Below are 21,037 nucleotides of genomic sequence, written 5' to 3' on the forward strand. Positions count from 1 at the left end.
CCTTACAAAGCTGATGAGATGATTTTTGACGATTAGCGGGATGCGGCCTGCAGCCGCTTTTCAACGCCGGCGCCCCACAGGGAAAGCGGCCAGCAGATCAGGAAATAAATGATGCCGACGATGGCGAAGACGGTGAGCGGACGGAACGTCTGGTTGGAGACGATCTGGCCGGCGCGCGACAGCTCGACGAAGCCGACGATTGCCGCAAGCGAGGTGCCCTTGATGAGCTGCACGAGGAAACCGATGGTGGCCGGCAGCGAAATCTTGAAGGCCTGCGGCAGAACCACGTCCTTCATGCGTGACACGTAATGCAGGCCGAGCGCATTGGCAGCCTCGGTCTGGCCCTTCGGCACTGCCTGGATGCCGCCGCGCCAGATTTCGCCGAGGAAGGCGCTGGCATGCAGGGTAAAGGCAATGGCGACCGCGATCCAGGCATCGACGTTGAGGCCCGCAAGCGCCACGCCGTAATAAACCACGAAAAGCTGCATCAGGAGCGGCGTGCCCTGGAAAACGGCGATGAAAGCCATGCTCGCACGCTGGATTGCCGGGCTGTCCGCGACGCGGGCCAGCGCCACGCAAAGGCCGAAGACACCGCCGCCTATGAAGCCGATCAAGGTCAGCGCAAGGGTCCATTTCAGGCCTTGCATCAGGAAGAAGAGTTCGTTGGGACCGATTGATGCCATTGTCTTTTCCTCACTTGACCGGATAGCTGAAGGATGCGCGCGAGATGAGCGCGAAAATGCCCATCATCAGCGAGGAAATGACCAGATAAAGCAGCGTGATCGAGAAATAGACCTCGAAGGAACGGAACGTATCCGCCTCGATCTTCTGCGCCACCGATGTCAGTTCGTAAGCCGCGATCGAGGTGCAGACCGAGGTGGTCAGCGTCAGCATGATGAACTGGCTGGTGAGCGAGGGATAAACCGCCCGCAGCGCCGGCTTCAGGATAATATGGCGGAAAATCTGCGCGCGGTGCAGGCCGAGCGCCAGTCCCGCCTCCACCTGGCCCTTGGGAATGGAATCGACGCCGCCGCGAATGATTTCAATCGCATAGGCGCCGCCGTTGAGAGCAAGCGCGATGATGGCGGTCACGGTTGGGTTGAGCTTGATGCCGATCTGCGGCAGGGCGAAGAAGATGAAGAATATCTGCACCAGAAACGGCGTGTTGCGGATGGCTTCCACAAAACCGATGACGAGGCCGCGCAGCAGCTTGAAGCGTGAACGGCGGGCAACGACGCCCAGAACGCCGAGGACTGTGGCGAGCGACATGCCGGCAATCGCCAGGCCGATTGTCGCAAGACAGGCCAAAAGCAGCTCGGGCAGGCGCTCTATGACCGCCGAAAAATCGAGACTGTAAGACATTCTTCCTCCCAACCCGTTCGGGTCCGGACAGGCTTTTTGCCTTGTCCGCATTGCTCTGGAACCTTGCGGCGCCAAAGCCCTCCATTTTATGTGCTCCTGCCGCCGCAGGCATTGAGCCTTCCTCGCCGGTATGGTGTTAATCATAATGTTTGTACCAGTTAGTTCATTTTTGTGTCAAGCATTATGTCCGGTTAAAAAACAGCTTTCGCGTTGTTTTTTCGTTTCTTGAATTTTAGAATAAAGTGTTTTTTATCAATGGCTAAGGTGTGAAACCGCAAGCGCTTTCCACGCGCGGTCAACCCGCCTCCGGCACGCCGTCTGGCAGTGCCGGAAACCCCTTCATGCGATCAAAACGAACCCGCCTGCGGCTAGTTGCCGTTCGTACCGAGCCTGTCTATCTGCGCTGCCAGCCGTTCGGCGATCAGCAGCGAGGCACCCGTTGCCGTCACCATTTGCGGAAGCGACAGCCATTCCAGCATCCAGCCCGCGCCGGACCGTTCCTGTTCATGCACGAGCGACTGGTGCAGCGCGGAGATCTGCACGGCATTAAAGCGGGCAAGCGCTGCCAGCGTTTCGGCATTGACCGGATTCTGCTTGTGCGGCATGGCGGAAGAACCGCCGCCGCCGGATAGACGGATTTCCGTACCGATCTCGGCCATCAGCGCGATATCCTGCCCGAACTTGCCCAGCGTCCCTGTCACGAGCGAGAGAATATTGCCGAATTCGGCGATGCCGTCGCGCTGGCTTTGCCATTGCTGTTTGTCGGCAAGGCCGAGCCGCATGGCGAGATCGGCCCGCACGGCTCCGGCATTGTCGCCGAGCTTTTCCAACGTTCCGGCGGCACCGCCGAATTGCAGGGCAAAACCGCTCTGCGCGAAGGTTTCGAGCCTGAGCAGGTGGCGCTCAAGCGGCGCGATCCAGCTCGCCGCGCGATCGGCCACCGTGATACCGATGGCGGCCTGCATGCGGGTATAACCGGTGAGCGCGTTATGGCCATCGCGGGCGGCGATGTCTCCGAGCGCATCGATGAGCCGGCCGAGCCGGGCGGCGATGATTTCCGTCGCCATTTTCAGCCGCAGCATCAGGCTGGTATCGATGACATCCTGGCTGGTTGCGCCGAAATGCACCTTTTCCGCCGCCTTGCCGGCGACGGCTGCCCGCATCTGCCGCACGAGTTCAGGCACCACCACGCCGTCTTTGGCGACGCCATGGCGAAGGGCGGTCATATCGGCGGCAAACTCCGAAAGCCCCGAGACGATTGCCTTCGCGACGTCCTCGGAGATGATGCCTGTTCCCACCTGCGCCTGCGCCAGCGCCGTTTCGAAACGGATCATGGCGTCGATATCCGCCCTTGCCGAAAACAGCTCGACAATTTCGCTATCGCCGAAAAGGCCTGACAGGAACGGGTGCTCGAAGGGGGAAAGGCTCATCTTCCGTCTCGCTCAGATATCGAAAAACACGGTTTCGCCTTCGCCCTGAAGGCGGATATCGAAACGATAGACGTTGCCTTCCTCCTTTTGGGCGACAAGCGTGGCGATGCGGCTTTTCTGCTCGACACGGGCAAGAACCGGGTCGGCCGCATTGGCTTCCTGTTCTTCCGGGAAATACATGCGGGTCTGTAGGCCGATATTGATGCCGCGGGCAACAATCCAGAAGGTGATGTGCGGCGCCATCGGGCGGCCATCGCGGAATGGCACGGTACCCGGCTTGATCGTCTCGAAAATGAATTCGCCCGTATCCATGTCGCCCGGCGAGCGGCCCCAGCCGATGAAGTTCGGATCGGCCTTGCCGCGGGTTTCGCTGGGGCTGTTGTAATAGCCGTCGGTATCGGCCTGCCAGATCTCGATCAGCGCGTCCTTCAGCGCCATGCCCGCACCGTCATAGACCGTGCCGCGCACGCTGATGCGTTCGCCACGGGCCTTGTCGTTATAAAGCGGACCGGAGCCGAGATCCTTTTCGAACACGCCTTCGATGCCGACGAAATTCGGTGTGCAGCCGATATGCACATAGGGGCCTGCCGTCTGCGAGGCGGTCTCTTTGAAATAGTTGAGCGGCTGAACCATGGTCAGTTGCCCTCCATGCGGTTTTCGAAAAGGGTCGAGCGGCGGCCGCGCAGAACGATATCGAACTTATAGGCCAGCATATCCATCGGCAGCGCCGCATTCATGTCCAGCGGCGCTATCAGTCTTTTGATCGCATCCTCGTCTGGAATGGTCTTGACGATCGGACATTTCCAGATCAGCGGATCGCCTTCGAAATACATCTGGGTGATCAGCCGCTGGGCAAAGCCATGGCCGAAGACCGAGAAATGGATATGGGCCGGGCGCCAGTCATTGACGCCGTTTGGCCAGGGGTAAGCGCCCGGCTGGATGGTCTTGAACCAGTAGTAGCCGTTCTCATCCGTAATCGTGCGGCCGACGCCGCCGAAATTCGGATCGATGGCGGCGAGATAACTTTCCTTCTTGTGACGATAACGGCCGCCGGCATTGGCCTGCCAGAACTCCACCAATGCGCCATCCACGCCGCGGCCACGCTCGTCCAGCACCCGGCCATGGACCAGAATACGCGGGCCGACGGGCATTTCGCCGGGGCGGGCATAGTTGAGGATGAGGTCGTTATCCAGCGGGTTGAGCACGCCATGGCCGAAAACGGGGCCGGTAATCTCGCTCTTGGTGCCCTCAAGCGAAATCAGCGCGCGCTGCGGTGAGCGAAGGATCGACGTCTTGTAGCCGGGCGCATAGGCCAGCGGGTGAATATCGCGGTTGCGCGCGAAGAACGGCCCGGTTTCAGGCGGTTGGTTGCTCATTTCGTCTCCTCCCCATTGCCAGAATTATCAGTGGAACTATCGGTCTTCATGCTGACCAGGGCAAGCTTGGCGATCTTGAAAGCGTGGTTGGCGGCGGGCACGCCGGCATAGATCGCCACATGCAGCAGCGCCTCGCGAATATCCGCTTCCGTGGCGCCGGTATTGACGGTGGCGCGCACATGCATGGCCAGTTCCTCATCCTGCCCCAGCGCCGCCAGCAGGGCGATGGTGACGATCGAGCGTTCGCGCTTCGTGAAGTGGTTGCCGGACCAGACCGTGCCCCATGCACCTTCGGTGATGAGCTGCTGGAAAGGCTGGTCGAAGTCGGACGTCATGGTCTGCGCGCGGTTGACATGGGCGTCGCCCAGCACCGCGCGGCGGGTTTTCATGCCCTGTTCGAAACGTTCGTTCTTGTCGATATGGTCCGCCATCGGTCAATGCTCCGGCAAGGTCTTCAGAAAAATGGAGGCCGCCTGTGCATAGACCAGCGGCTGTTCAAGGCAGGGAATGTGGCCACAGCCGGCGATGGTGACGAAACGGCTCTTGGGGATGAGACCCGCCAGCGATTGCACCAGTTCCGGTGGTGTGGAACCGTCCTGATCACCCGCAATACAGAGCGCCGGCACGGCGATACGCCCGGCCTGTTCGGTAAAATCCGCATCACGGATGGCGGCGCAGGTGCCGCTATAACCCGCTTCAGGCTGTTGCGAGAGCATGTTGCGCGCGCCGGCATAGGCGGCATTCTCACGCTGGCGGAAGGCGGGCGTGAACCAGCGCTCCATGACGGGATCGACTAGCGAGGCGAGGCCATCGGCGGCGATCTTGTCGATCCGGGCATTCCACATCTCAGTCGTGCCGATCCTGTGAGCGGTATTGCTGAGCAGCAAAGCGCGGACGAGATCGGGCCGTCGCGCATAAAGTCCCTGCGCAATGAGACCACCGACCGAGAGGCCCCAGATGACGGCGCTTTTGATCTCGAGATGATCGAGAAGCGCAATCAGATCACCGGCGTGATCGTCAATCGAATAGGGAGCACGCCCGACATCGGAAAGGCCGTGGCCGCGCTTGTCGTGCAGGACATAGGCATAGTCATCGCCGAGCGCCTCGATAACCGCATCCCAGATGCGGAAATCGGTGCCGAGCGAATTGATGAAGGCAATCACAGGCTTGCCGCTGTCCAATCCCTTGGCGCGATAATGGATCACAGTCTCGCCGCAGCGCAGAAAATGCATGGCATGCTCCTCCCTGCGAAGACTATTGCAAGCCTGTTCCGGTTAAGTAAAATGACATTATTGATGGAAATCATAACCTGTGGATTATATGAGCGATGGTCGATCAGCGTATCAAGTTCCGGCATCTGCAGACCTTTGTGGAAGTGGCGCGACAGAAAAGCGTCATCCGCGCTGCGGAAATCCTGCATGTCAGCCAGCCGGCGGTGACGAAGACCATTCGCGAGCTGGAAGACGTCCTCGGCGTGTCGCTGCTGGAGCGGGAGGGGCGCGGCATTCGCATCAGCCGCTACGGCGAGGTCTTCCTGCGCCATGCCGGCGCGACGATGACGGCGCTGCGCCAGGCGGTCGATTCGGTATCGCAGGAAGCGGCGCGCGCCGGCCCACCGGTGCGGGTTGGGGCTCTGCCCACGGTTTCCGTCCGCATCATGCCGAAGGCGATGTCCGGATTTCTGGCGGAGAAGACCGGCAGCCCGGTGAAGATCGTGACAGGCGAAAACGCCGTGCTTCTGGAGCAGCTGCGTGTCGGTGATCTCGATCTCGTCGTCGGGCGTCTCGCCGCGCCACAGAAAATGGCGGGTTTTTCCTTCGAGCACCTCTATTCGGAAAAGGTGCGCTTCGTGGTGCGCGCCGGCCATCCGCTTTTATCGCCCGGCCTTTCAGTGTTCGACCACCTGCATGAATATCCGGTGCTGATGCCGACGCGGCAATCCGTCATTGGCCCTGTCGTTGAGCAGTTTTTGATCGCCAACGGCGTTCCGGCTCTGCCGATCCGCATCGAAACCGTCTCGGATGCCTTCGGCCGCGCCTTCCTGCGCACCAGCGATGCAATCTGGATCATCTCGGAGGGCGTGGTGGCAGCGGATGTGGCGGATGGCATTCTGGCGATCCTGCCGGTCGAGACCGGCGATACCAGCGGCCCGGTGGGGCTGACGGTCAGGGCCGATACGCAGCCCTCGCTGCCGCTGTCGCTTTTGATGCAGGCTATTCGCGAGGCAGCCGGTGAGCTGTTTGATGGGAGGACTGAAGGGTGAATACACTCTCGACGTCATCCTCGGCCTTGTGCCGAGGATGGAAAACCGCTTCACACTTTTCCTCAAAACGCTCAATAAGGAAGCCCCACATAATTCTCCGCGAGCGCCGTGGAAGCGGCGCGCGATTGCACGAGGTAGTCCAGTTCCGCTTCCTGTATGCGCTGGCCGAAATCTCCCGTATCGGGAAAACGGTGCATCATCGTCGTCATCCACCAGGAGAAGCGCACGGCCTTCCAGACGCGGGAAAGCGCTTTTTGCGAATAGGCATCAATGCCGGCTTCAGATCTGTCGCGATAAAACTCGATCAGCGCCTCGCTCAGATAATGCACATCGCTGGCGGCGAGATTGAGGCCCTTGGCGCCCGTCGGCGGCACGATATGGGCGGCGTCTCCGGCCAGAAACAGTCGTCCGAACCGCATCGGCTCGCTGACGAAGGACCGAAGCGGCGCGATGGATTTTTCGAAGGATGGACCGGTGACCATGGCATCCGCATGGTTTTCCGGCAGGCGGCGGCGGATTTCATCAAAGAAGCGCTCGTCGCTCCAGTCCTCGGGCCGGTCATCCAGCGAACATTGAATGTAATACCGGCTGCGCGTGTGCGAGCGCATGGAACAGAGAGCAAAGCCGCGCGGGTGGTTGGCGTAGATGAGTTCGTGGTTGACCGGCGGCACATCGGCCAGAATGCCGAGCCAGCCGAAGGGGTAGACCTTCTCGAACTCCTTGATCGCTCCATCAGGCACGGATTTGCGGCTGACCCCGTGGAAGCCATCGCAACCGGCGATGAAATCACAATCGATCCGGTGGTTTACGCCATCTTTCTGATAGGTGACATAGGGGCCTGCGCCATCAAAATCATGCGGCTCGACATTGCCGGCGTCATAGATCGTCACGAGGTTTGCCGCCTCGCGCACATCCATCAGATCATGCGTCACCTCGGTCTGGCCGTAAACCATCACGCGTTTGCCGGCGGTCAGATCGAACAGATCGATACGGTGGTCGCGGCCATCGAAGGTCAGCGAAAAACCGTCATGCGGCAGGCCTTCCCGGTGCAAACGCTTATCCGCGCCGACCTTTTCCATCAGCTGCACGGTGCCTTCTTCCAGCACGCCGGCGCGAACGCGGCCGAGGATATAATCCTTGCTGACCCGGTCGAGAATGACGGTCTCGACACCCGCTCCCGCCAGAAGCTGGCCAAGCAGAAGCCCCGATGGGCCGGAGCCGATGATGACGACCTGTGTACGCATGATGTCCTCCCGAACTTGTCTCCGGTCAAGAAATTGACCAAGACCGGCCACAAGCTCAATGGACTTTTCTGTCTGTAAATTGCACAATCCGACCATCGCACGGAGGAGTGATGGTGAGATGCGGGTGACTGCCGATGAAGGTCTTTACGGAGAGGAAGCCACGCAGGGCACAGAATTTCGCTTTCATTGCGAGACGCTTTTTTCGCGAAGCAGCCTGCACCGCTTTGAAATCGGCCTGCACCGTCATTCCGCCTTTCTGCAGATCTTGTACATTTTCGGTGGTGAGGGCGATGCGTTGCTGGAAGGCCGCATCGAGCCGATCCGCCCGCCGGTCGCCATCATCGTGCCACCGGGTTTCGAACATGGCTTCCGCTTTTCACGCGATATCGGTGGAGTGATCGTCACGATGCTGCCGGGCGCGCTGCCGGCATCGGTGCAGGCGTTGTTGCTGCGGAATTTCCAGCAGCCGGTGCTTCTACGTTTACGGGATTTTGCCGAGAAAGACGGCCTTCGCAGTGGTTTCGAACGGATATCGGCGGAATACGAGGCCCGCGAGATCGGTCGCGACGCGATGATCGAAGGCCAGCTCGCCACCGTCGTCACGCTTCTGTCACGGGCGGCGCGGCCGCTTCTGGAAACGAGCGGCGAAGGCCTTGCCGAGCAGCGTTTCGAACGATTGCTGTCGCTGATTGCCCGCCATATTCGCGAGCCGCAGAAAGCCGGGTTTTATGCAGGGAAGCTCGGCCTTTCCGAGACGCATCTCAACCGTCTGGTCCGTTCGGTGTCCGGCCTCAGCCTGCAACGGCTGATCGCCAAACGTCAGATCGAGATCGCCCAGCAGGAGCTGATCTTCACGGTCTCCAGCGTACAGATGATTGCGGAAGGGCTTGGGTTTGCCGATCCCGCTTATTTCAACCGCTTCTTCAAGCGGGAGACCGGCATGACGCCGCGCGCCTGGCGTCTCGCCGAGCAGCGCAAAATGGGCGATACGGGCGCGCGGTTGACACCGCCTCAGACCAGCATTCTCGCCAGTTCCCGCTGAACGGCAAGAAGCGCCGGCAAATATCGCTCCACCAGTTCCTCCATCGAGGCGACCGAGGCGGCAAGCCCGACATTAAGCGCGGCGACCGTCTGGCCGCGCACGGTTTTCAGCGGCACGGCGATGGAGCGAAGGCCGATTTCGACTTCCTGATCGATCAGCGCATAACCGCGATGGCCGGTCACCTCGATTTCGGCGAGCAGGGCGTCCATATCGGTGATGGTTTTTTCCGTGCGGGCGACCAGCCGGGAGGCTTCGAGAATGTCGCGCCGCCGCTCAGCCGGTTGTGCGGCAAGAAGAACCCTGCCCATCGAGGTGCAATAGGCAGGCAGGCGTGACCCCGGCATCAGCGCAATCGACATCACCCGCTGCTGGGCGGCACGCGCCACATAAACGATTTCGGCCTCATCCAGAATAGAAACGGAAGTGCTCTGGCCGATCTCCTCCGAGAGGCGGTCTAGCAGCGGCTGCACGATCTTCGGCAGCGGCATTGTGGCCAGACAGCCGGTGCCGAGCCGCAGCACTTTGGGCGTCACGGTGAAGAACTTGCCGTCATAGGCCGCATAACCAAGCTCCGAAAGCGTCAGCAGACAACGCCGCGTCGTTGCGCGGTCCAGCCCGGCAATCTCGGCGGCGTCAGAGATGGAAAGCCGCGGCCGCTCGGCGCTGAAGGCCTCGATGACCCGCAAACCCTTGGCGAGACCGCCCATCATGTCTCTTTCACTGACAGCCATGCTCAAGCTCCATTTGTGCGATATACGAACAAAAATCATATAACGCACAAAATCCTTGCCGTCGAGGCAATTTCGGCTTTACCTCATCGCCACGCAGCCTTGCAGGTCCATCCGCTCGGCTGGATGGAGGTTTTGAGAATGGACAAGACAATCAAGAGCGCCGAAGAGGCGCTTTCCAGCATCGGCGACGGTGCGACGATCATGATCGGCGGTTTTGGTGGCTCCGGCGCGCCGATCGAGCTGATCCACGCGCTGATCGACAAGGGACCGAAGAACCTGACTGTTATCAACAACAATGCCGGCAATGGCCGCATTGGCATCGCCGCGATGATCGACGCCGGCATGGTCAAAAAGATGATCTGCTCCTTCCCGCGCTCCTCCGATCCGCGCGCCTTTACAGACCGGTATCTGGCCGGCGAAATCGAGCTGGAACTGGTGCCGCAAGGCACGCTCGCCGAGCGCATCCGCGCCGGCGGTGCTGGCATTCCCGCCTTCTACACCCCGACGGGCTTCGGCACCGAATTGGCCAATGGCAAGGTCATCGCAGAATTCGACGGCCGCTCCTATGTGCAGGAACGCTGGCTGAAGGCGGATTTCGCCATCGTCAAGGCTGAGCTTGGCGATACCTATGGCAACCTCACCTACAACAAGGCGGGTCGCAATTTTAACCCGCTGATGTGCATGGCCGCAAAGACCACCATCGCGCAGGTCTCCAGGATCGTCGCTGCCGGCGAGATCGACCCGGAGCATGTCGTGACGCCAGGCATTTTCGTTAACGGCGTCGTGGAAATCCCCGATCCGCAACAGGAAGAAGTCCTCATTCGCGCCGGAGTAGCCTACGCATGACCCAAACCATCGACACCCGCGAAGACATCAAGCTTTCCAACGCCCAGATCGCCTGGCGCGCGGCGCAGGACATCGAGGACGGCGCTTACGTCAATCTCGGCATCGGCTTTCCCGAAATGGTGGCGCGTTACCAGCCGCCCGGCCGTCAGGCGATCTTCCACACCGAAAACGGTATCCTGAATTTCGGCGAAGCCCCGCCGGAAGGTGAAGAGGACTGGAACCTCATTAATGCCGGCAAAAAGGCCGTGACATTGAAGCCCGGTGCGGCCTTCTTCCACCATGCCGACAGCTTCGCCATGGTGCGCGGCGGGCATCTGGATGTGGCGATCCTCGGGGCCTATCAGGTGGCGCAGAACGGCGATCTCGCCAATTGGCGCGTCGGTTCCAAGGGCGTGCCGGCCGTCGGCGGGGCCATGGATCTGGTGCATGGCGCCAAACAGGTCTTCGTCATCACCGAACATGTTACCAAGAACGGCGAACCGAAGCTGGTTGAGAAATGCGCGTTCCCGCTGACCGGCGTCGGCTGCATCACCCGCATCTATACCAGCCATGCGGTGATCGACGTGGTGGACGGCCGTTTCGTGCTGCGCGAAAAACTGCCGGCGATGACATTTGAGGAATTGCAGGCCATGACCGGCGCGCCGCTGCATGTCGAGGGCACGGTTGCCGATCTCGTCGCACCGGAACTTTGAGGAAACATCGATGACCGAAGCCTATATCTGCGATTATATCCGCACGCCCATCGGCCGCTTCGGTGGCGCGTTGTCCCCGGTGCGGGCCGACGATCTCGGCGCGCTGCCGTTGAAGGCGCTGATGGAGCGCAACGCTTCCGTCGATTGGGAGGCCGTCGAGGATGTGATCTTCGGCTGCGCCAACCAGGCGGGCGAGGACAACCGCAACGTCGCGCGCATGTCGCTGCTGCTCGCCGGCCTGCCGGTTTCCGTGACCGGGACGACCATCAACCGGCTGTGCGGCTCGGGCATGGATGCGGTTATCGCGGCTGCGCGCGCCATCAAATCGGGCGAGGCGGAACTGATGATTGCCGGTGGTGTGGAAAGCATGAGCCGCGCGCCCTTCGTTTTGCCGAAGGCCGAAAGCGCCTTTTCGCGCAATGCCGAAATCTACGATACCACCATCGGCTGGCGTTTCGTCAACCCGCTGATGAAGGCGCAATATGGCGTCGATTCCATGCCGGAGACGGGCGACAATGTCGCGGTCGATTATCAGGTCTCGCGTGAGGATCAGGATGCATTTGCCGTGCGCAGCCAGCAAAAGGCGGCGGATGCGCAGACCAACGGCCGTCTCGCCAGGGAAATCGTCCCGGTGACGATCCCGCAGCGTAAGGGCGACCCGCTTGTTGTCGCCAAAGACGAACATCCGCGCGCGACCAGTCTCGAAGCGCTGGCGAAGCTGAAGCCGGTCAACAAGCGCGATGGCGCAACGGTGACGGCGGGTAACGCGTCGGGCGTCAATGACGGCGCGGCCGCCCTCATCATCGCTTCAGCGGAAGCGGCGAGAAAATACGGTCTGACACCGATTGCCCGCATTCTCGGCGGTGCCGCCGCCGGCGTGCCGCCGCGCGTCATGGGCATCGGCCCAGCGCCGGCCTCGGCCAAGCTTCTGGCACGGCTCGGCTTGAATCAGGAACAGCTCGACGTGATCGAACTGAACGAGGCCTTCGCCAGCCAGGGCCTTGCCACACTGCGCCAACTCGGTATTGCCGATGACGATGAGCGGGTGAATGCCAATGGCGGCGCGATCGCGCTCGGCCATCCGCTCGGCATGTCAGGTGCCCGCATTGCCGGCACGGCGGCGCTCGAACTCTCGCTGAGCGGCAAACGGCTTGCGCTCGCCACCATGTGCATCGGTGTCGGGCAGGGTATTGCCGTGGCGCTGGAGCGGGTCTGACGGGAAAAGCGGCATTCGGTATCGGGATACGGGGCGAATGCCTTCGTGTGGCGGTGCGGATACTGATGTAAAACGTTATCAATGCCACTGCCACAGTTTCAATACGTGTGGTTGTGGCTATTCAGGCCACTTGGCGATGATTTCTCACTCTTGGCCCACCCCATTCCTATGCTTGTCACAGGAATCCAGTCGATGCGCGGCGGAAAGACCCCTCTCAGCCCAAGGACTTGGGCTGGCTGGATCCCTGTGACAAGCACAGGGATGAGGCGGGAGGCGTGGTGGATTAGTCGTGGTGGATGGTAAAGCAGGTGCCACCCAAGAAGCGCCGCCTCAGCATTTTCGCCACGACGTTCCCCGCCATATGCCTTGGCTATGTTGGATTCCATCATCATCCGTGACATGTTTTGCGAGATATGACGGAAATCTTTCCACCTGCGGGAGCCAACATGAAGCGTCCGACCATCACAGATGTCGCAAAAGCCGCCGGCGTCAGCGTCGCCACCGTCGACCGGGTTTTGAACGGCCGCCTGCCGGTGCGGGAGGAAACCGCGCGGCGGGTGTTCGAGGCGGCGGAGAAGATCGGTTTTCATGCCGCCAACATCATTCGCCAGCGCATGCTGGCCGATATGCCGTCCTATAGTCTCGGCATCATCCTGCGCAAGGAACGACATGCCTTCTATCAGACCTTTGCCGACGAGCTGGAGCTTGCGGCGCGCAACATCCGGGATCGCCATCTCAACCTGCGCATCGAATTCGCCCAGTCCGGCGAACCGGGCGAGCTGGCAGGGCTGCTGACCGGCATGAAGGGCCGCGTGCAGGCTGTGGCCGCAACCGGGCCCGACCATCACGATGTCACGGCCGCCGTCGAGGCCCTGAAGGCCAAGGGCATACCGACGTTTTCGCTGCTTTCCGATTTTGCCCAGGGTGTGCGGGAAGCTTATCTCGGTGCCAACAACATGAAGGTCGGGCGTACGGCGGCGTGGATGATCTCCCGGCTGGCGCGCGGCAAGGGCAAGGTGCTTCTGCTGCTGGGCGGTCACCGTTTCCACGGCCATTCGCTGCGCGAAACCGGCTTTCGCAGCTATATGCGCGAATATGCGCCGGAATTCGAGGTGATGGACGCGTTGATCACACTGGAAACACGCCGGCTGAGCTATGAATTGGTCATGGACACCATCGCCAAGCACCGGGATCTCGTCGGCATCTATTGCATTGGCGGCGGCATGGAGGGCGTGATCGAGGCCCTGCAGCAGGAAAACCGGCAGGAAGACATCGTCTGTCTGGTCAACGAACTCACCCCCGAATCCCGTCAGGCACTGCTGGAACGGCGTATCAGCGGCGTCTTCCAGACCCCGTTGCGCGAACTCTGCACTGACCTTCTGACCACCATGGTGCACACCATCGAACACGGCATGGCGGAAACGCCGGGGCAGCGTTTCGTGCCCGCGCATTTATGGGTTCCTGAGAGCCTGTGATGGTTTGATAGATTCCATCATAAACCCGGCGCCTGTTTCTATCATGCTTGATGGTTTTGCGTGCTGTTGACGCGTTGACGCCGCGCCCGGACTAGGAAATCTTGGCCGCCTGTGGAGCGGGCAGGAGGCCGACCTTCACGACACTAGATTATTTCAGGGTTGCTTGACGCCGCGGATTTTCCTTTGCGGCGAAGGGGTAGCTTTTTGCCGGAAAGCCATGACAGCGCGAAATGCGCGAGAGGGCGCAACCGGTTCTTTTCAAAAGGTTTTTGGAGGAGAACGACATGAAAAGACATTTCGCAATTGCAGCTTTCGCCGCCATGCTGGCAACGGGTGCTTCGGCCCAGACCGTCGGGGTTTCGATGGCGCTGTTCGACGATAATTTCCTGACGGTACTGCGCAACGGCATGATCGATTATTCCAAGGGTATGAACGGTGTTTCGCTGCAGGTTGAGGATGCGCAGAACGATGTCGGCAAGCAACTGAGCCAGGTGCAGAATTTCGTCGCAGCCGGCGTCGACGCCATCATCGTCAATCCGGTCGATACGGACGCGACCGTAGCACTTTCGCAGGCCGCTGCCGCTGCCGGCATTCCGCTTGTCTATGTCAACCGCCAGCCGGTCAATCTCGACAGCCTGCCGGACAAACAGGCCTTCGTCGCCTCCGATGAAAAGCAGTCGGGCACCCTGCAGACGCAGGAAGTCTGCCGGCTTTTGAAGCAAGCGGGCAAGACGGACGCCAAGGCCGTGGTGATGATGGGCGAGCTTTCCAACCAGGCGGCGCGCATGCGCACGCAGGATATCAAGGATGTGGTCGCGACGCCCGATTGCAGCTTCATCAAGCTAGTGGAGGAACAGTCCGCCAACTGGTCGCGCACGCAGGGCTCGGATCTGATGACAAACTGGCTTTCAGCCGGCGTCGAGTTCGATGCCGTCATTTCCAACAATGACGAGATGGCCATCGGCGCCATCCAGTCGCTGAAGGCGGCAGGCCGGTCGATGGATAGTGTCATCATCGCCGGCATCGACGCCACGCAGGACGCGCTTGCCGCCATGGCGGCGGGTGATCTGGATGTGAGCGTTTTCCAGAATGCCGCAGGCCAGGGCAAGGGTGCGCTGGACGCGGCGCTGAAACTCGCCAAGGGCGAGACCATCGACAAGAAGGTCTTCGTGCCCTTCGAACTGGTGACGCCTGACAACCTCAAGAACTATCAGGCCAAGAACTGAGCCATGGCCATGCCCAGGCTGCTTCTCCGCTCCCGGGGAGTGCCGCCGGGCGGGCCGACGCGCCGGAGCCGGCAGGATGGCCGGCTCCGGCGACACAACATGAAGCAACCAGCGGCGATTTCCGTGGGAGGAAACCTTGAAAAAACTATTGATGGCGACGGCACTCTGCATTTTCGCGACACCGGCTCTTGCCGAAACCCGCATCGCAGTCTCGATGACGTCTTTCGACAATCCCTTTCTGACGATCCTGCTGAACGGCATCAGGGCCGAGGCCGGGCGCGATAAAAACATCGAGCTTCTGGTTGAGGATGCCCAGCTTGATCCGTCAAAGCAGCTCAATCAGGTGCAGAATTTCATCGCCAATGGTGTCGATGCGATCATCGTCAATGCCGTGGATGGCGATGCGACTGCCGCAATCACCAAAGCCGCCTCTGCTGCGAAAATTCCGTTGGTTTATGTGAACCATCCGCCGGCCGAACTGGAGACCGGCCTGCCTGATGGCACGGCCTTTGTCGGTTCCAACGAACTCGATTCCGGCACCATGGAAGCCGAAGCCGCCTGCAAGCTGATGGGCGGCAAGGGCAAGGCCGTCATCCTGATGGGGCCATTGGAAAATCACGCGGCGCTGGTGCGTACCAAGGATGTCGAAACGGTATTTTCTAAACCGGAATGCAAGATCGAAATCCTCGAAAAGCAGACGGCGAACTGGAGCCGCACGCAGGCGCAGGACCTCGTTTCATCCTGGCTGACGGCGGGTATTCAGTTCGATGCCGTCATCGCCAATAATGATGAAATGGCGATAGGTGCAGCGCAGGCGCTCAAAGCAGCGGGCGTGTCCATGAAGGATGTCGTCATTGCCGGCATCGACGCCACACCGGACGGTCTTGCCGCCATGCAGGCCGGCGATCTCGATATCACCGTCTACCAGAATGCGACGAAGCAGGGTGAGGTCTCCGTCCAGACGGCGGTGAAGGCCGCTGCCGGGCAAAGCACGGAAAAGACGCTCTGGGTGCCTTTCGAACTCGTCACCCCGGAAAACATGTCCGCTTACGCGAAATAAGCCCCGGGGCCTCGGCCCCGGTCCGTTTATCACTCCACTGGAAATAGCCATGAAACATACGCTCGATCCCCACATGTTCCGGCACCTCTCCTTGTCTGAGACCTGCCGCAAGGTCGCAGACCTCGGTTATGATTACGTCGAACTTTCGCCGCGCCCGGATTTCCTTTCCTGGTGGACACGGCCGAAGGTCTATCCCGAACGGGTCGCCGAATTCAAAAAGGCGTTGAAGGACCATGGTGTCGGCCTTGCCACGCTGCAGCCGATGTATCGCTGGGCAAGCCCCTATCCGGACGAATGGGACGTGGCGATAGATAACTGGAAACGCGCCATCGAGATTGCCATTGAGATGGAATGCCCGATGTTCGTTTCGGAATTCGGCCGTGGCGGCTCGCCGGAGCGCAGCCTCAACGACCGTTCCGGCCTGCATCGCCCGGAAACCTGCGAGGCGCAGTTCTTCCGCGCCATGGATATTCTGGTGCCGATCCTCGAGCGGGAAGGGCTGGTGCTGTCACTGGAGGCCCATCCCGAAGACTGGATCGAGGAGATCGCGCCGGCCATCGACATCATCAAGACCATCAATTCCAAGGCGGTAAAGGCCTCCTTCATCGCACCGCACACGTTCTTTTACGGGCCGGACATGGTGGCGAACCTGCGCGCGACCGAGGGTCATCTGGTGCATGTGCGCCTTGCCGATACCTACGACCATAACAAGTCGTCGCAGCTGCGTTACATCGTCAATCCCCCCGGCTCCAAGGTGAGGGTGCATCAGCACACCGATTTCGGCCAGGGCGAGATCGACTGGGAGACCTTCTTTGCGACGCTTGCCGGCATGAAATTCGATGGCGTGCTGTCGAACTGCGTCTTTGCCTGGGAAGACCGCGTCGATGAAAGCGCGCGTTTCATGCTCAGCGAAACCCGGCGATACGTCGCCAAATACTGGAAATGAGGTTTTTCAGATGACTGTGAGAATTGGTGTCGTCGGCACCGGCGCAATCGGGCGTGATCACGCCCGCCGTATCAACAAGGTTCTGGGCGGCGCCAAGATCGTTGCGCTGAGTGACGTCAACCGCGCCTCGGCAGAGGCGGTCAAAAATGACATCGCCCCGGATGCCGTCTTGTTCGCCACGGGTGAGGAGCTGATCGCATCGCCTGACGTGGAGGCCGTGCTCGTCACCTCATGGGGCGCGACCCATGAACAATATGTGCTGGCCGCCATCGCCGCCGGCAAGCCGTGCTTCTGCGAAAAGCCGCTGGCGACGACGGCCGAAGGCGCAAGACGCATCGTCGATGCCGAGGTGGCGCATGGCAAACGGCTGGTTCAAGTGGGCTTCATGCGCCGCTACGACGCCGGTTACGTAGCGTTGAAACAGGCCGTGGACAACAGGATCGGCGCGCCGATCATGGTGCATGCCGCCCACCGCAACCCGTCAGTGCCGGAGCAATATGTGACGCCGATGGCGATCCACGACACAATGATCCACGAGATCGACGTGTTGCGGTGGCTGCTTGACGACGACTATGTTTCGGCTCGCGTCCTCTTCCCCCGCTCCGCCGCCCGCAGCCACGCGAAGCTGAAGGACCCGCAGATCGTCATTCTGGAAACCGCCAAGGGCACGATCATCGACGTCGAAATCTTCGTCAATTGCCATTATGGTTATGATATCCAGTGCCAGGTGGTGGGTGAGGACGGCATTGCCAGCCTGCCGGAGCCAATGTCGGTGCAGACGCGCCTTGGCGCCAGGCTGCAGAACGACATTCTGACCGACTGGAAAGACCGCTTCATCGCCAGCTATGATGTGGAATTGCAGGATTTCATCCACGCGGCGGCAAAGGGGACGGCCTCGGGCCCCAATTCCTGGGACGGCTACGTGGCCGCCATCAGCTCCGACGCCTGCGTGGCCGCGCAGGAGACACAAGGGGCGGCCGTCGCCATCGATCTGCCGGCCCGTCCCGCACTTTACCAATGAGGTCTTTCATGCGTTTTGCCATCAACCACATTACCGCGCCAAAGCTCTCCCTCGAGCAGTTCTTCGCAACCGCCCGCGAACTCGGTCTCGCTGAAGTCGAAATCCGCAACGACCTGCCCGATATCGTCGGAACGGTTGACCCTGCTGCGGTGAAGGCCGCGGCCGAAAAGGCCGGCGTGACGATCATCTCGATCAACGCGCTTTATCCCTTTAACGTCTGGTCGGGCGACCTGCCTGCGCGGGCTGTCGCCATGGCTGATTATGCGGCGGCAAGCGGCGCGAATGCGCTCGTCATGTGCCCGCTCAATGACGGCACGGCCGTCTCTTTTGATAATCTAGTCACGGCGCTGAAGGCCATGAAGCTGATCCTCGAGGAACGCGGCCTGACCGGCCTTGTCGAGCCGCTCGGCTTCCCGGTCTCCTCGCTGCGCACCAAGGCCGAGGCCGTGAGGGCAATCGATGCGGCCGGCGGCGGCGATGTCTATAAGCTGGTGCATGACACCTTCCACCATCACCTTGCGGGCGAGACCGAGTTATTCCCCGAACGCACCGGCCTCGTCCACATTTCCGGTGTTACCGACCCCGCCGTCTCCGTCGCCGACATGCTGGACGCCCACCGTGTTCTGGTGGATGGCGACGACCGGCTGGAGAATATCGCGCAGATCAAGACGCTGGAGGCTGCCGGTTACAAGGGTCCTTACAGCTTCGAGCCTTTTGCGACGGAGGTGCACGAGCTGAAAGATCCTGCTGTCGTCGTCAAGGACAGCATAGACCATATCTCCCGGGCGCTCTGACCGCTTTGCCGCCCGCGGTTCACTGCGGGCGGCGCTTTATGGGCGGGGATAAAAACCCAAAGAAATCAATTCCGCATTTACAGATGTTGCTGTAGTCTTCCGGTAACGAGAGTGCAGCGAACAGGCACGGGTATTCTTCAGATCGACTGCGCGGCGCAGGCTTTCTGCCCGCACTGTGCGAAGAAGAGTGGTTGAATTCTCCCTATATGAAAGCGGACAGGAAAACGACGCTTAAGGACGTGGCCCGGGAGGCGAATGTTTCGCTGAGCACGGCTTCGCACGCCATTAATGGCACCGCGCCCTTGACCACGCAGGTTCGCGAGAGGGTGCTGGAGGCGGCCCGCACGCTCGGTTATCTCGAAAACCGCCGGCAGAAGGCGACCATCGCCACTCTGCGTGTCGTGCTGCTGGCGATGACCAATGACGCCGCCCCGCAGAGCGACCTCAACATGGTCAGCTGGACGATGCTGAACGGTTTTCGGCGCGAATGCGAGCGGCGCGGCATTCGCATCGTTCCCTATGTCAGCACAACGAGCCGGATTGATCCGGTTGCCGTGGCGGCGGCAGCGGATGGCGACAATGTCGATGGGATCGTGGTTCTCAATGATGACAGACCGCAACTGGTCGAGGCGCTGTCGGCGCTCGGGCGGCCGGTGGTGCTCATCAATGGCGAAGACCCGGCGATGATCGTCGATACGGTGACGGCGGAAAACCGTTTTGGTGCGCGGCTCGGCATCGAGCATCTGCTGTCGCTCGGGCATCGCAATATCCTGCATATCACCTGGAAGGGGCGCACGACGATCCGGCGTCGTTATGACGGTTATAGCGACGCCTATCTCGCGGCGGGCCTTGCCGTGCCTTCGGATATGGTTGTCGAGGTGGAAAGCTATGAGCCGCAATGGGGCGAGGCCGCCATTCGCCGGCTATTGGCCGAGGAACGCCCGCTTCGAAAAGCGACGGCGATCTTCTGTGCCGCCGACAATCTGGCGCTCGGCTGCCTGAAGGCGCTGACGGAGGCTGGAATCCGGGTGCCGGACGATGTGTCAGTGCTGGGTTTCGACGATATCATGCCGGCGGCCTTCAGCGCGCCGCCGCTCAGCACCATCCAGTTGCCAGCCGACCGGCTGGGCGGTGCGGCCCTTGCGCTGCTGGAGCAGCGGCTGGTGGCAGCCGATCCGACACGTCCGGCGCATCGGCTGGAACTTGGTTGTCGGCTGGTGTTGAGGGGCAGCATCGCGCCGCCCCCCAGGTGATGTCCGGGATTACTTCATCCCCGTGCCGGCAATGCCTGTCGTGATGTAACGCTGCAGGAACAGGAACACGACGGTGACGGGCGCCAGGCTGAGGAAGGTCATGGCGAGAATATAGTGCCATTGCACCGAGAACTCGCCCTGGAAGGCGTTGAGGCCCACCTGCAGCGTGAAGTTTTCGCGGCTGCTGAGAACGATCAGCGGCCAGAGGAAGTCATTCCAGCGCCACAGCACAGAGAAGATCGCGAGGACCGCAAGTGCGGGTGCCGTCAGCGGCAGGATGATGCGCCAGAAGATGCGGAATTCGCTGGCGGCATCCACACGCGCCGCCTCGATCAGCTCATCCGGGATGGTCAGCATATATTGCCTGAGCAGGAACACGCCCGTCGGTGTTGCGACGGTGGGGATGATGACGCCCCAAAGATTGTCGACGAGGCCGACGCCGACGATGACGAGATAGGCCGGCACCATAACGACGGTGAGCGGGATCATCAGGGTGGAGATGATCAGCACGAAGATCGCCTTTTCGCCGCGGAAACGGTATTTCGAGAGCGCAAAGGCCGCCATGGCGTTGACGATCAGCGTCAGGACCGTTGCGACGAAGGTGACGAAGACAGAGTTCTTGAGGAAGGTCAGGAAGCTGAACTGGGTCAGGGGATCGGTGAAGTTCTCCGTTGCGATGGTCAGTTTCTGAACCGGCGTTATTTCGCGGGTATCGACGCTGACGGGCGGACCGGGATTGGCCGGATCGACCATCTGGGCTTTCAGGCCGACGCGGCGGACCATGGCCATTTCCCGCTCCACGTCATTGATGGTGGCTTTCCACAGGCTGAGCGGCTTGTCGTAACCCTGCACTTCCACCTGCACGGCGGCGCGCGGCAGAAGGCTCGGCGGAAACCTGGTAATTTCGGCTTCCGGTTTCAGCGATGACATGGCGGCCCAGACGACCGGAATGAGGACGGCGAGCGTGCCGCCGATGAGCCAGACCCAGGAGAGGATATCGGTGAGGCCGATCCGGCCGGGGCGGCGGGTGCGTGTGAGGAACGCGACGGCGTTGGACATG

The 21,037-nt window shown here is 61.0% G+C and carries 22 protein-coding genes; 12 read left to right on the forward strand and 10 right to left on the reverse strand.

What is annotated here, in order from left to right; all coding sequences use genetic code 11:
- Positions 1-32 precede the first annotated feature (32 nt).
- The 7 genes from ATU_RS21270 to pcaD form a co-directional block, all read right to left on the reverse strand.
- Positions 33-683, reverse strand: coding sequence for an amino acid ABC transporter permease (locus ATU_RS21270; RefSeq protein ID WP_006316552.1), 651 nt, complete (start codon positions 681-683; stop codon positions 33-35).
- Between the two features lie 10 nt (positions 684-693).
- Positions 694-1,362: an amino acid ABC transporter permease gene (locus ATU_RS21275; RefSeq protein WP_010973939.1), complete on the reverse strand. Its 669-nt coding sequence runs from the start codon at positions 1,360-1,362 to the stop codon at positions 694-696.
- 368 nt (positions 1,363-1,730) lie between these two features.
- Complete coding sequence (locus ATU_RS21280; protein WP_010973940.1) at positions 1,731-2,792, reverse strand: 3-carboxy-cis,cis-muconate cycloisomerase; 1,062 nt, start codon at positions 2,790-2,792, stop codon at positions 1,731-1,733.
- A gap of 12 nt (positions 2,793-2,804) precedes the next feature.
- Positions 2,805-3,425, reverse strand: coding sequence for a protocatechuate 3,4-dioxygenase subunit alpha (gene pcaG, locus ATU_RS21285; RefSeq protein ID WP_010973941.1), 621 nt, complete (start codon positions 3,423-3,425; stop codon positions 2,805-2,807).
- Positions 3,426-3,427: 2 nt separating this feature from the next.
- Entirely contained in the window at positions 3,428-4,168 is a 741-nt protein-coding gene (gene pcaH, locus ATU_RS21290; protein WP_010973942.1) for a protocatechuate 3,4-dioxygenase subunit beta, read from the reverse strand.
- Positions 4,165-4,599, reverse strand: a complete 435-nt coding sequence (gene pcaC, locus ATU_RS21295) for a 4-carboxymuconolactone decarboxylase (protein WP_010973943.1) — start codon at positions 4,597-4,599, stop codon at positions 4,165-4,167. The genes pcaH and pcaC overlap by 4 nt, the downstream gene beginning before the upstream one ends.
- 3 nt (positions 4,600-4,602) lie before the next feature.
- Complete coding sequence (gene pcaD / locus ATU_RS21300; protein WP_010973944.1) at positions 4,603-5,400, reverse strand: 3-oxoadipate enol-lactonase; 798 nt, start codon at positions 5,398-5,400, stop codon at positions 4,603-4,605.
- A 95-nt stretch (positions 5,401-5,495) separates the two neighbouring features.
- Between pcaD and pcaQ the strand changes: the two genes are divergently transcribed.
- Positions 5,496-6,431 carry a pca operon transcription factor PcaQ gene (gene pcaQ, locus ATU_RS21305; RefSeq protein ID WP_010973945.1) on the forward strand — a complete coding sequence of 312 codons (936 nt, stop codon included), beginning with the start codon at positions 5,496-5,498 and terminating at the stop codon, positions 6,429-6,431.
- A gap of 71 nt (positions 6,432-6,502) precedes the next feature.
- Here pcaQ and pobA read toward each other — a convergent pair whose 3' ends face one another.
- Positions 6,503-7,675 (reverse strand): 4-hydroxybenzoate 3-monooxygenase, encoded by a 1,173-nt coding sequence (gene pobA / locus ATU_RS21310; RefSeq protein ID WP_010973946.1) that lies wholly within the window; start codon positions 7,673-7,675, stop codon positions 6,503-6,505.
- A gap of 118 nt (positions 7,676-7,793) precedes the next feature.
- Between pobA and ATU_RS21315 the strand changes: the two genes are divergently transcribed.
- Complete coding sequence (locus ATU_RS21315; protein WP_010973947.1) at positions 7,794-8,717, forward strand: helix-turn-helix domain-containing protein; 924 nt, start codon at positions 7,794-7,796, stop codon at positions 8,715-8,717.
- On the opposite strand, the gene ATU_RS21320 is transcribed toward ATU_RS21315, so the two are convergent.
- Positions 8,687-9,448, reverse strand: coding sequence for an IclR family transcriptional regulator (locus tag ATU_RS21320; RefSeq protein ID WP_010973948.1), 762 nt, complete (start codon positions 9,446-9,448; stop codon positions 8,687-8,689). The genes ATU_RS21315 and ATU_RS21320 overlap by 31 nt on opposite strands.
- Positions 9,449-9,586: 138 nt before the next feature.
- Here ATU_RS21320 and ATU_RS21325 point away from each other — a divergent pair, with 138 nt between their 5' ends.
- The 10 genes from ATU_RS21325 (at position 9,587) to ATU_RS21370 (ending at position 19,977) form a co-directional block, all read left to right on the forward strand.
- Positions 9,587-10,294: a 3-oxoacid CoA-transferase subunit A gene (locus ATU_RS21325; RefSeq protein ID WP_010973949.1), complete on the forward strand. Its 708-nt coding sequence runs from the start codon at positions 9,587-9,589 to the stop codon at positions 10,292-10,294.
- Positions 10,291-10,986, forward strand: coding sequence for a CoA transferase subunit B (locus ATU_RS21330; RefSeq protein WP_010973950.1), 696 nt, complete (start codon positions 10,291-10,293; stop codon positions 10,984-10,986). Before ATU_RS21325 ends, ATU_RS21330 begins: the two co-directional genes overlap by 4 nt.
- A 10-nt stretch (positions 10,987-10,996) precedes the next feature.
- Positions 10,997-12,202 (forward strand): 3-oxoadipyl-CoA thiolase, encoded by a 1,206-nt coding sequence (gene pcaF / locus ATU_RS21335; protein ID WP_010973951.1) that lies wholly within the window; start codon positions 10,997-10,999, stop codon positions 12,200-12,202.
- A 446-nt stretch (positions 12,203-12,648) separates the two neighbouring features.
- On the forward strand, positions 12,649-13,677 hold the full coding sequence (locus tag ATU_RS21340) for a LacI family DNA-binding transcriptional regulator (RefSeq protein ID WP_010973952.1): 1,029 nt from the start codon (positions 12,649-12,651) through the stop codon (positions 13,675-13,677).
- A gap of 284 nt (positions 13,678-13,961) precedes the next feature.
- Positions 13,962-14,903, forward strand: a complete 942-nt coding sequence (locus ATU_RS21345) for a sugar ABC transporter substrate-binding protein (protein ID WP_010973953.1) — start codon at positions 13,962-13,964, stop codon at positions 14,901-14,903.
- 151 nt (positions 14,904-15,054) lie between these two features.
- Positions 15,055-15,963 carry a sugar ABC transporter substrate-binding protein gene (locus tag ATU_RS21350; protein ID WP_035257721.1) on the forward strand — a complete coding sequence of 303 codons (909 nt, stop codon included), beginning with the start codon at positions 15,055-15,057 and terminating at the stop codon, positions 15,961-15,963.
- 49 nt (positions 15,964-16,012) lie between these two features.
- Positions 16,013-16,909, forward strand: a complete 897-nt coding sequence (locus ATU_RS21355) for a sugar phosphate isomerase/epimerase family protein (protein WP_010973955.1) — start codon at positions 16,013-16,015, stop codon at positions 16,907-16,909.
- Positions 16,910-16,919: 10 nt separating this feature from the next.
- Positions 16,920-17,930 (forward strand): Gfo/Idh/MocA family protein, encoded by a 1,011-nt coding sequence (locus ATU_RS21360; protein WP_010973956.1) that lies wholly within the window; start codon positions 16,920-16,922, stop codon positions 17,928-17,930.
- An 8-nt stretch (positions 17,931-17,938) separates the two neighbouring features.
- Positions 17,939-18,724 carry a TIM barrel protein gene (locus ATU_RS21365; RefSeq protein WP_010973957.1) on the forward strand — a complete coding sequence of 262 codons (786 nt, stop codon included), beginning with the start codon at positions 17,939-17,941 and terminating at the stop codon, positions 18,722-18,724.
- A gap of 206 nt (positions 18,725-18,930) precedes the next feature.
- Complete coding sequence (locus tag ATU_RS21370) at positions 18,931-19,977, forward strand: LacI family DNA-binding transcriptional regulator (RefSeq protein WP_169539093.1); 1,047 nt, start codon at positions 18,931-18,933, stop codon at positions 19,975-19,977.
- Positions 19,978-19,986: 9 nt separating this feature from the next.
- Here ATU_RS21370 and ATU_RS21375 read toward each other — a convergent pair whose 3' ends face one another.
- A complete protein-coding gene (locus tag ATU_RS21375) occupies positions 19,987-21,036 on the reverse strand; it encodes a carbohydrate ABC transporter permease (RefSeq protein ID WP_035257723.1) in 1,050 nt (349 codons plus the stop codon).
- Position 21,037: the final 1 nt, after the last annotated feature.

The sequence above is a fragment of the Agrobacterium fabrum str. C58 genome, from assembly GCF_000092025.1.
In the GTDB taxonomy this organism is placed as follows: Bacteria; Pseudomonadota; Alphaproteobacteria; order Rhizobiales; family Rhizobiaceae; genus Agrobacterium; species Agrobacterium fabrum.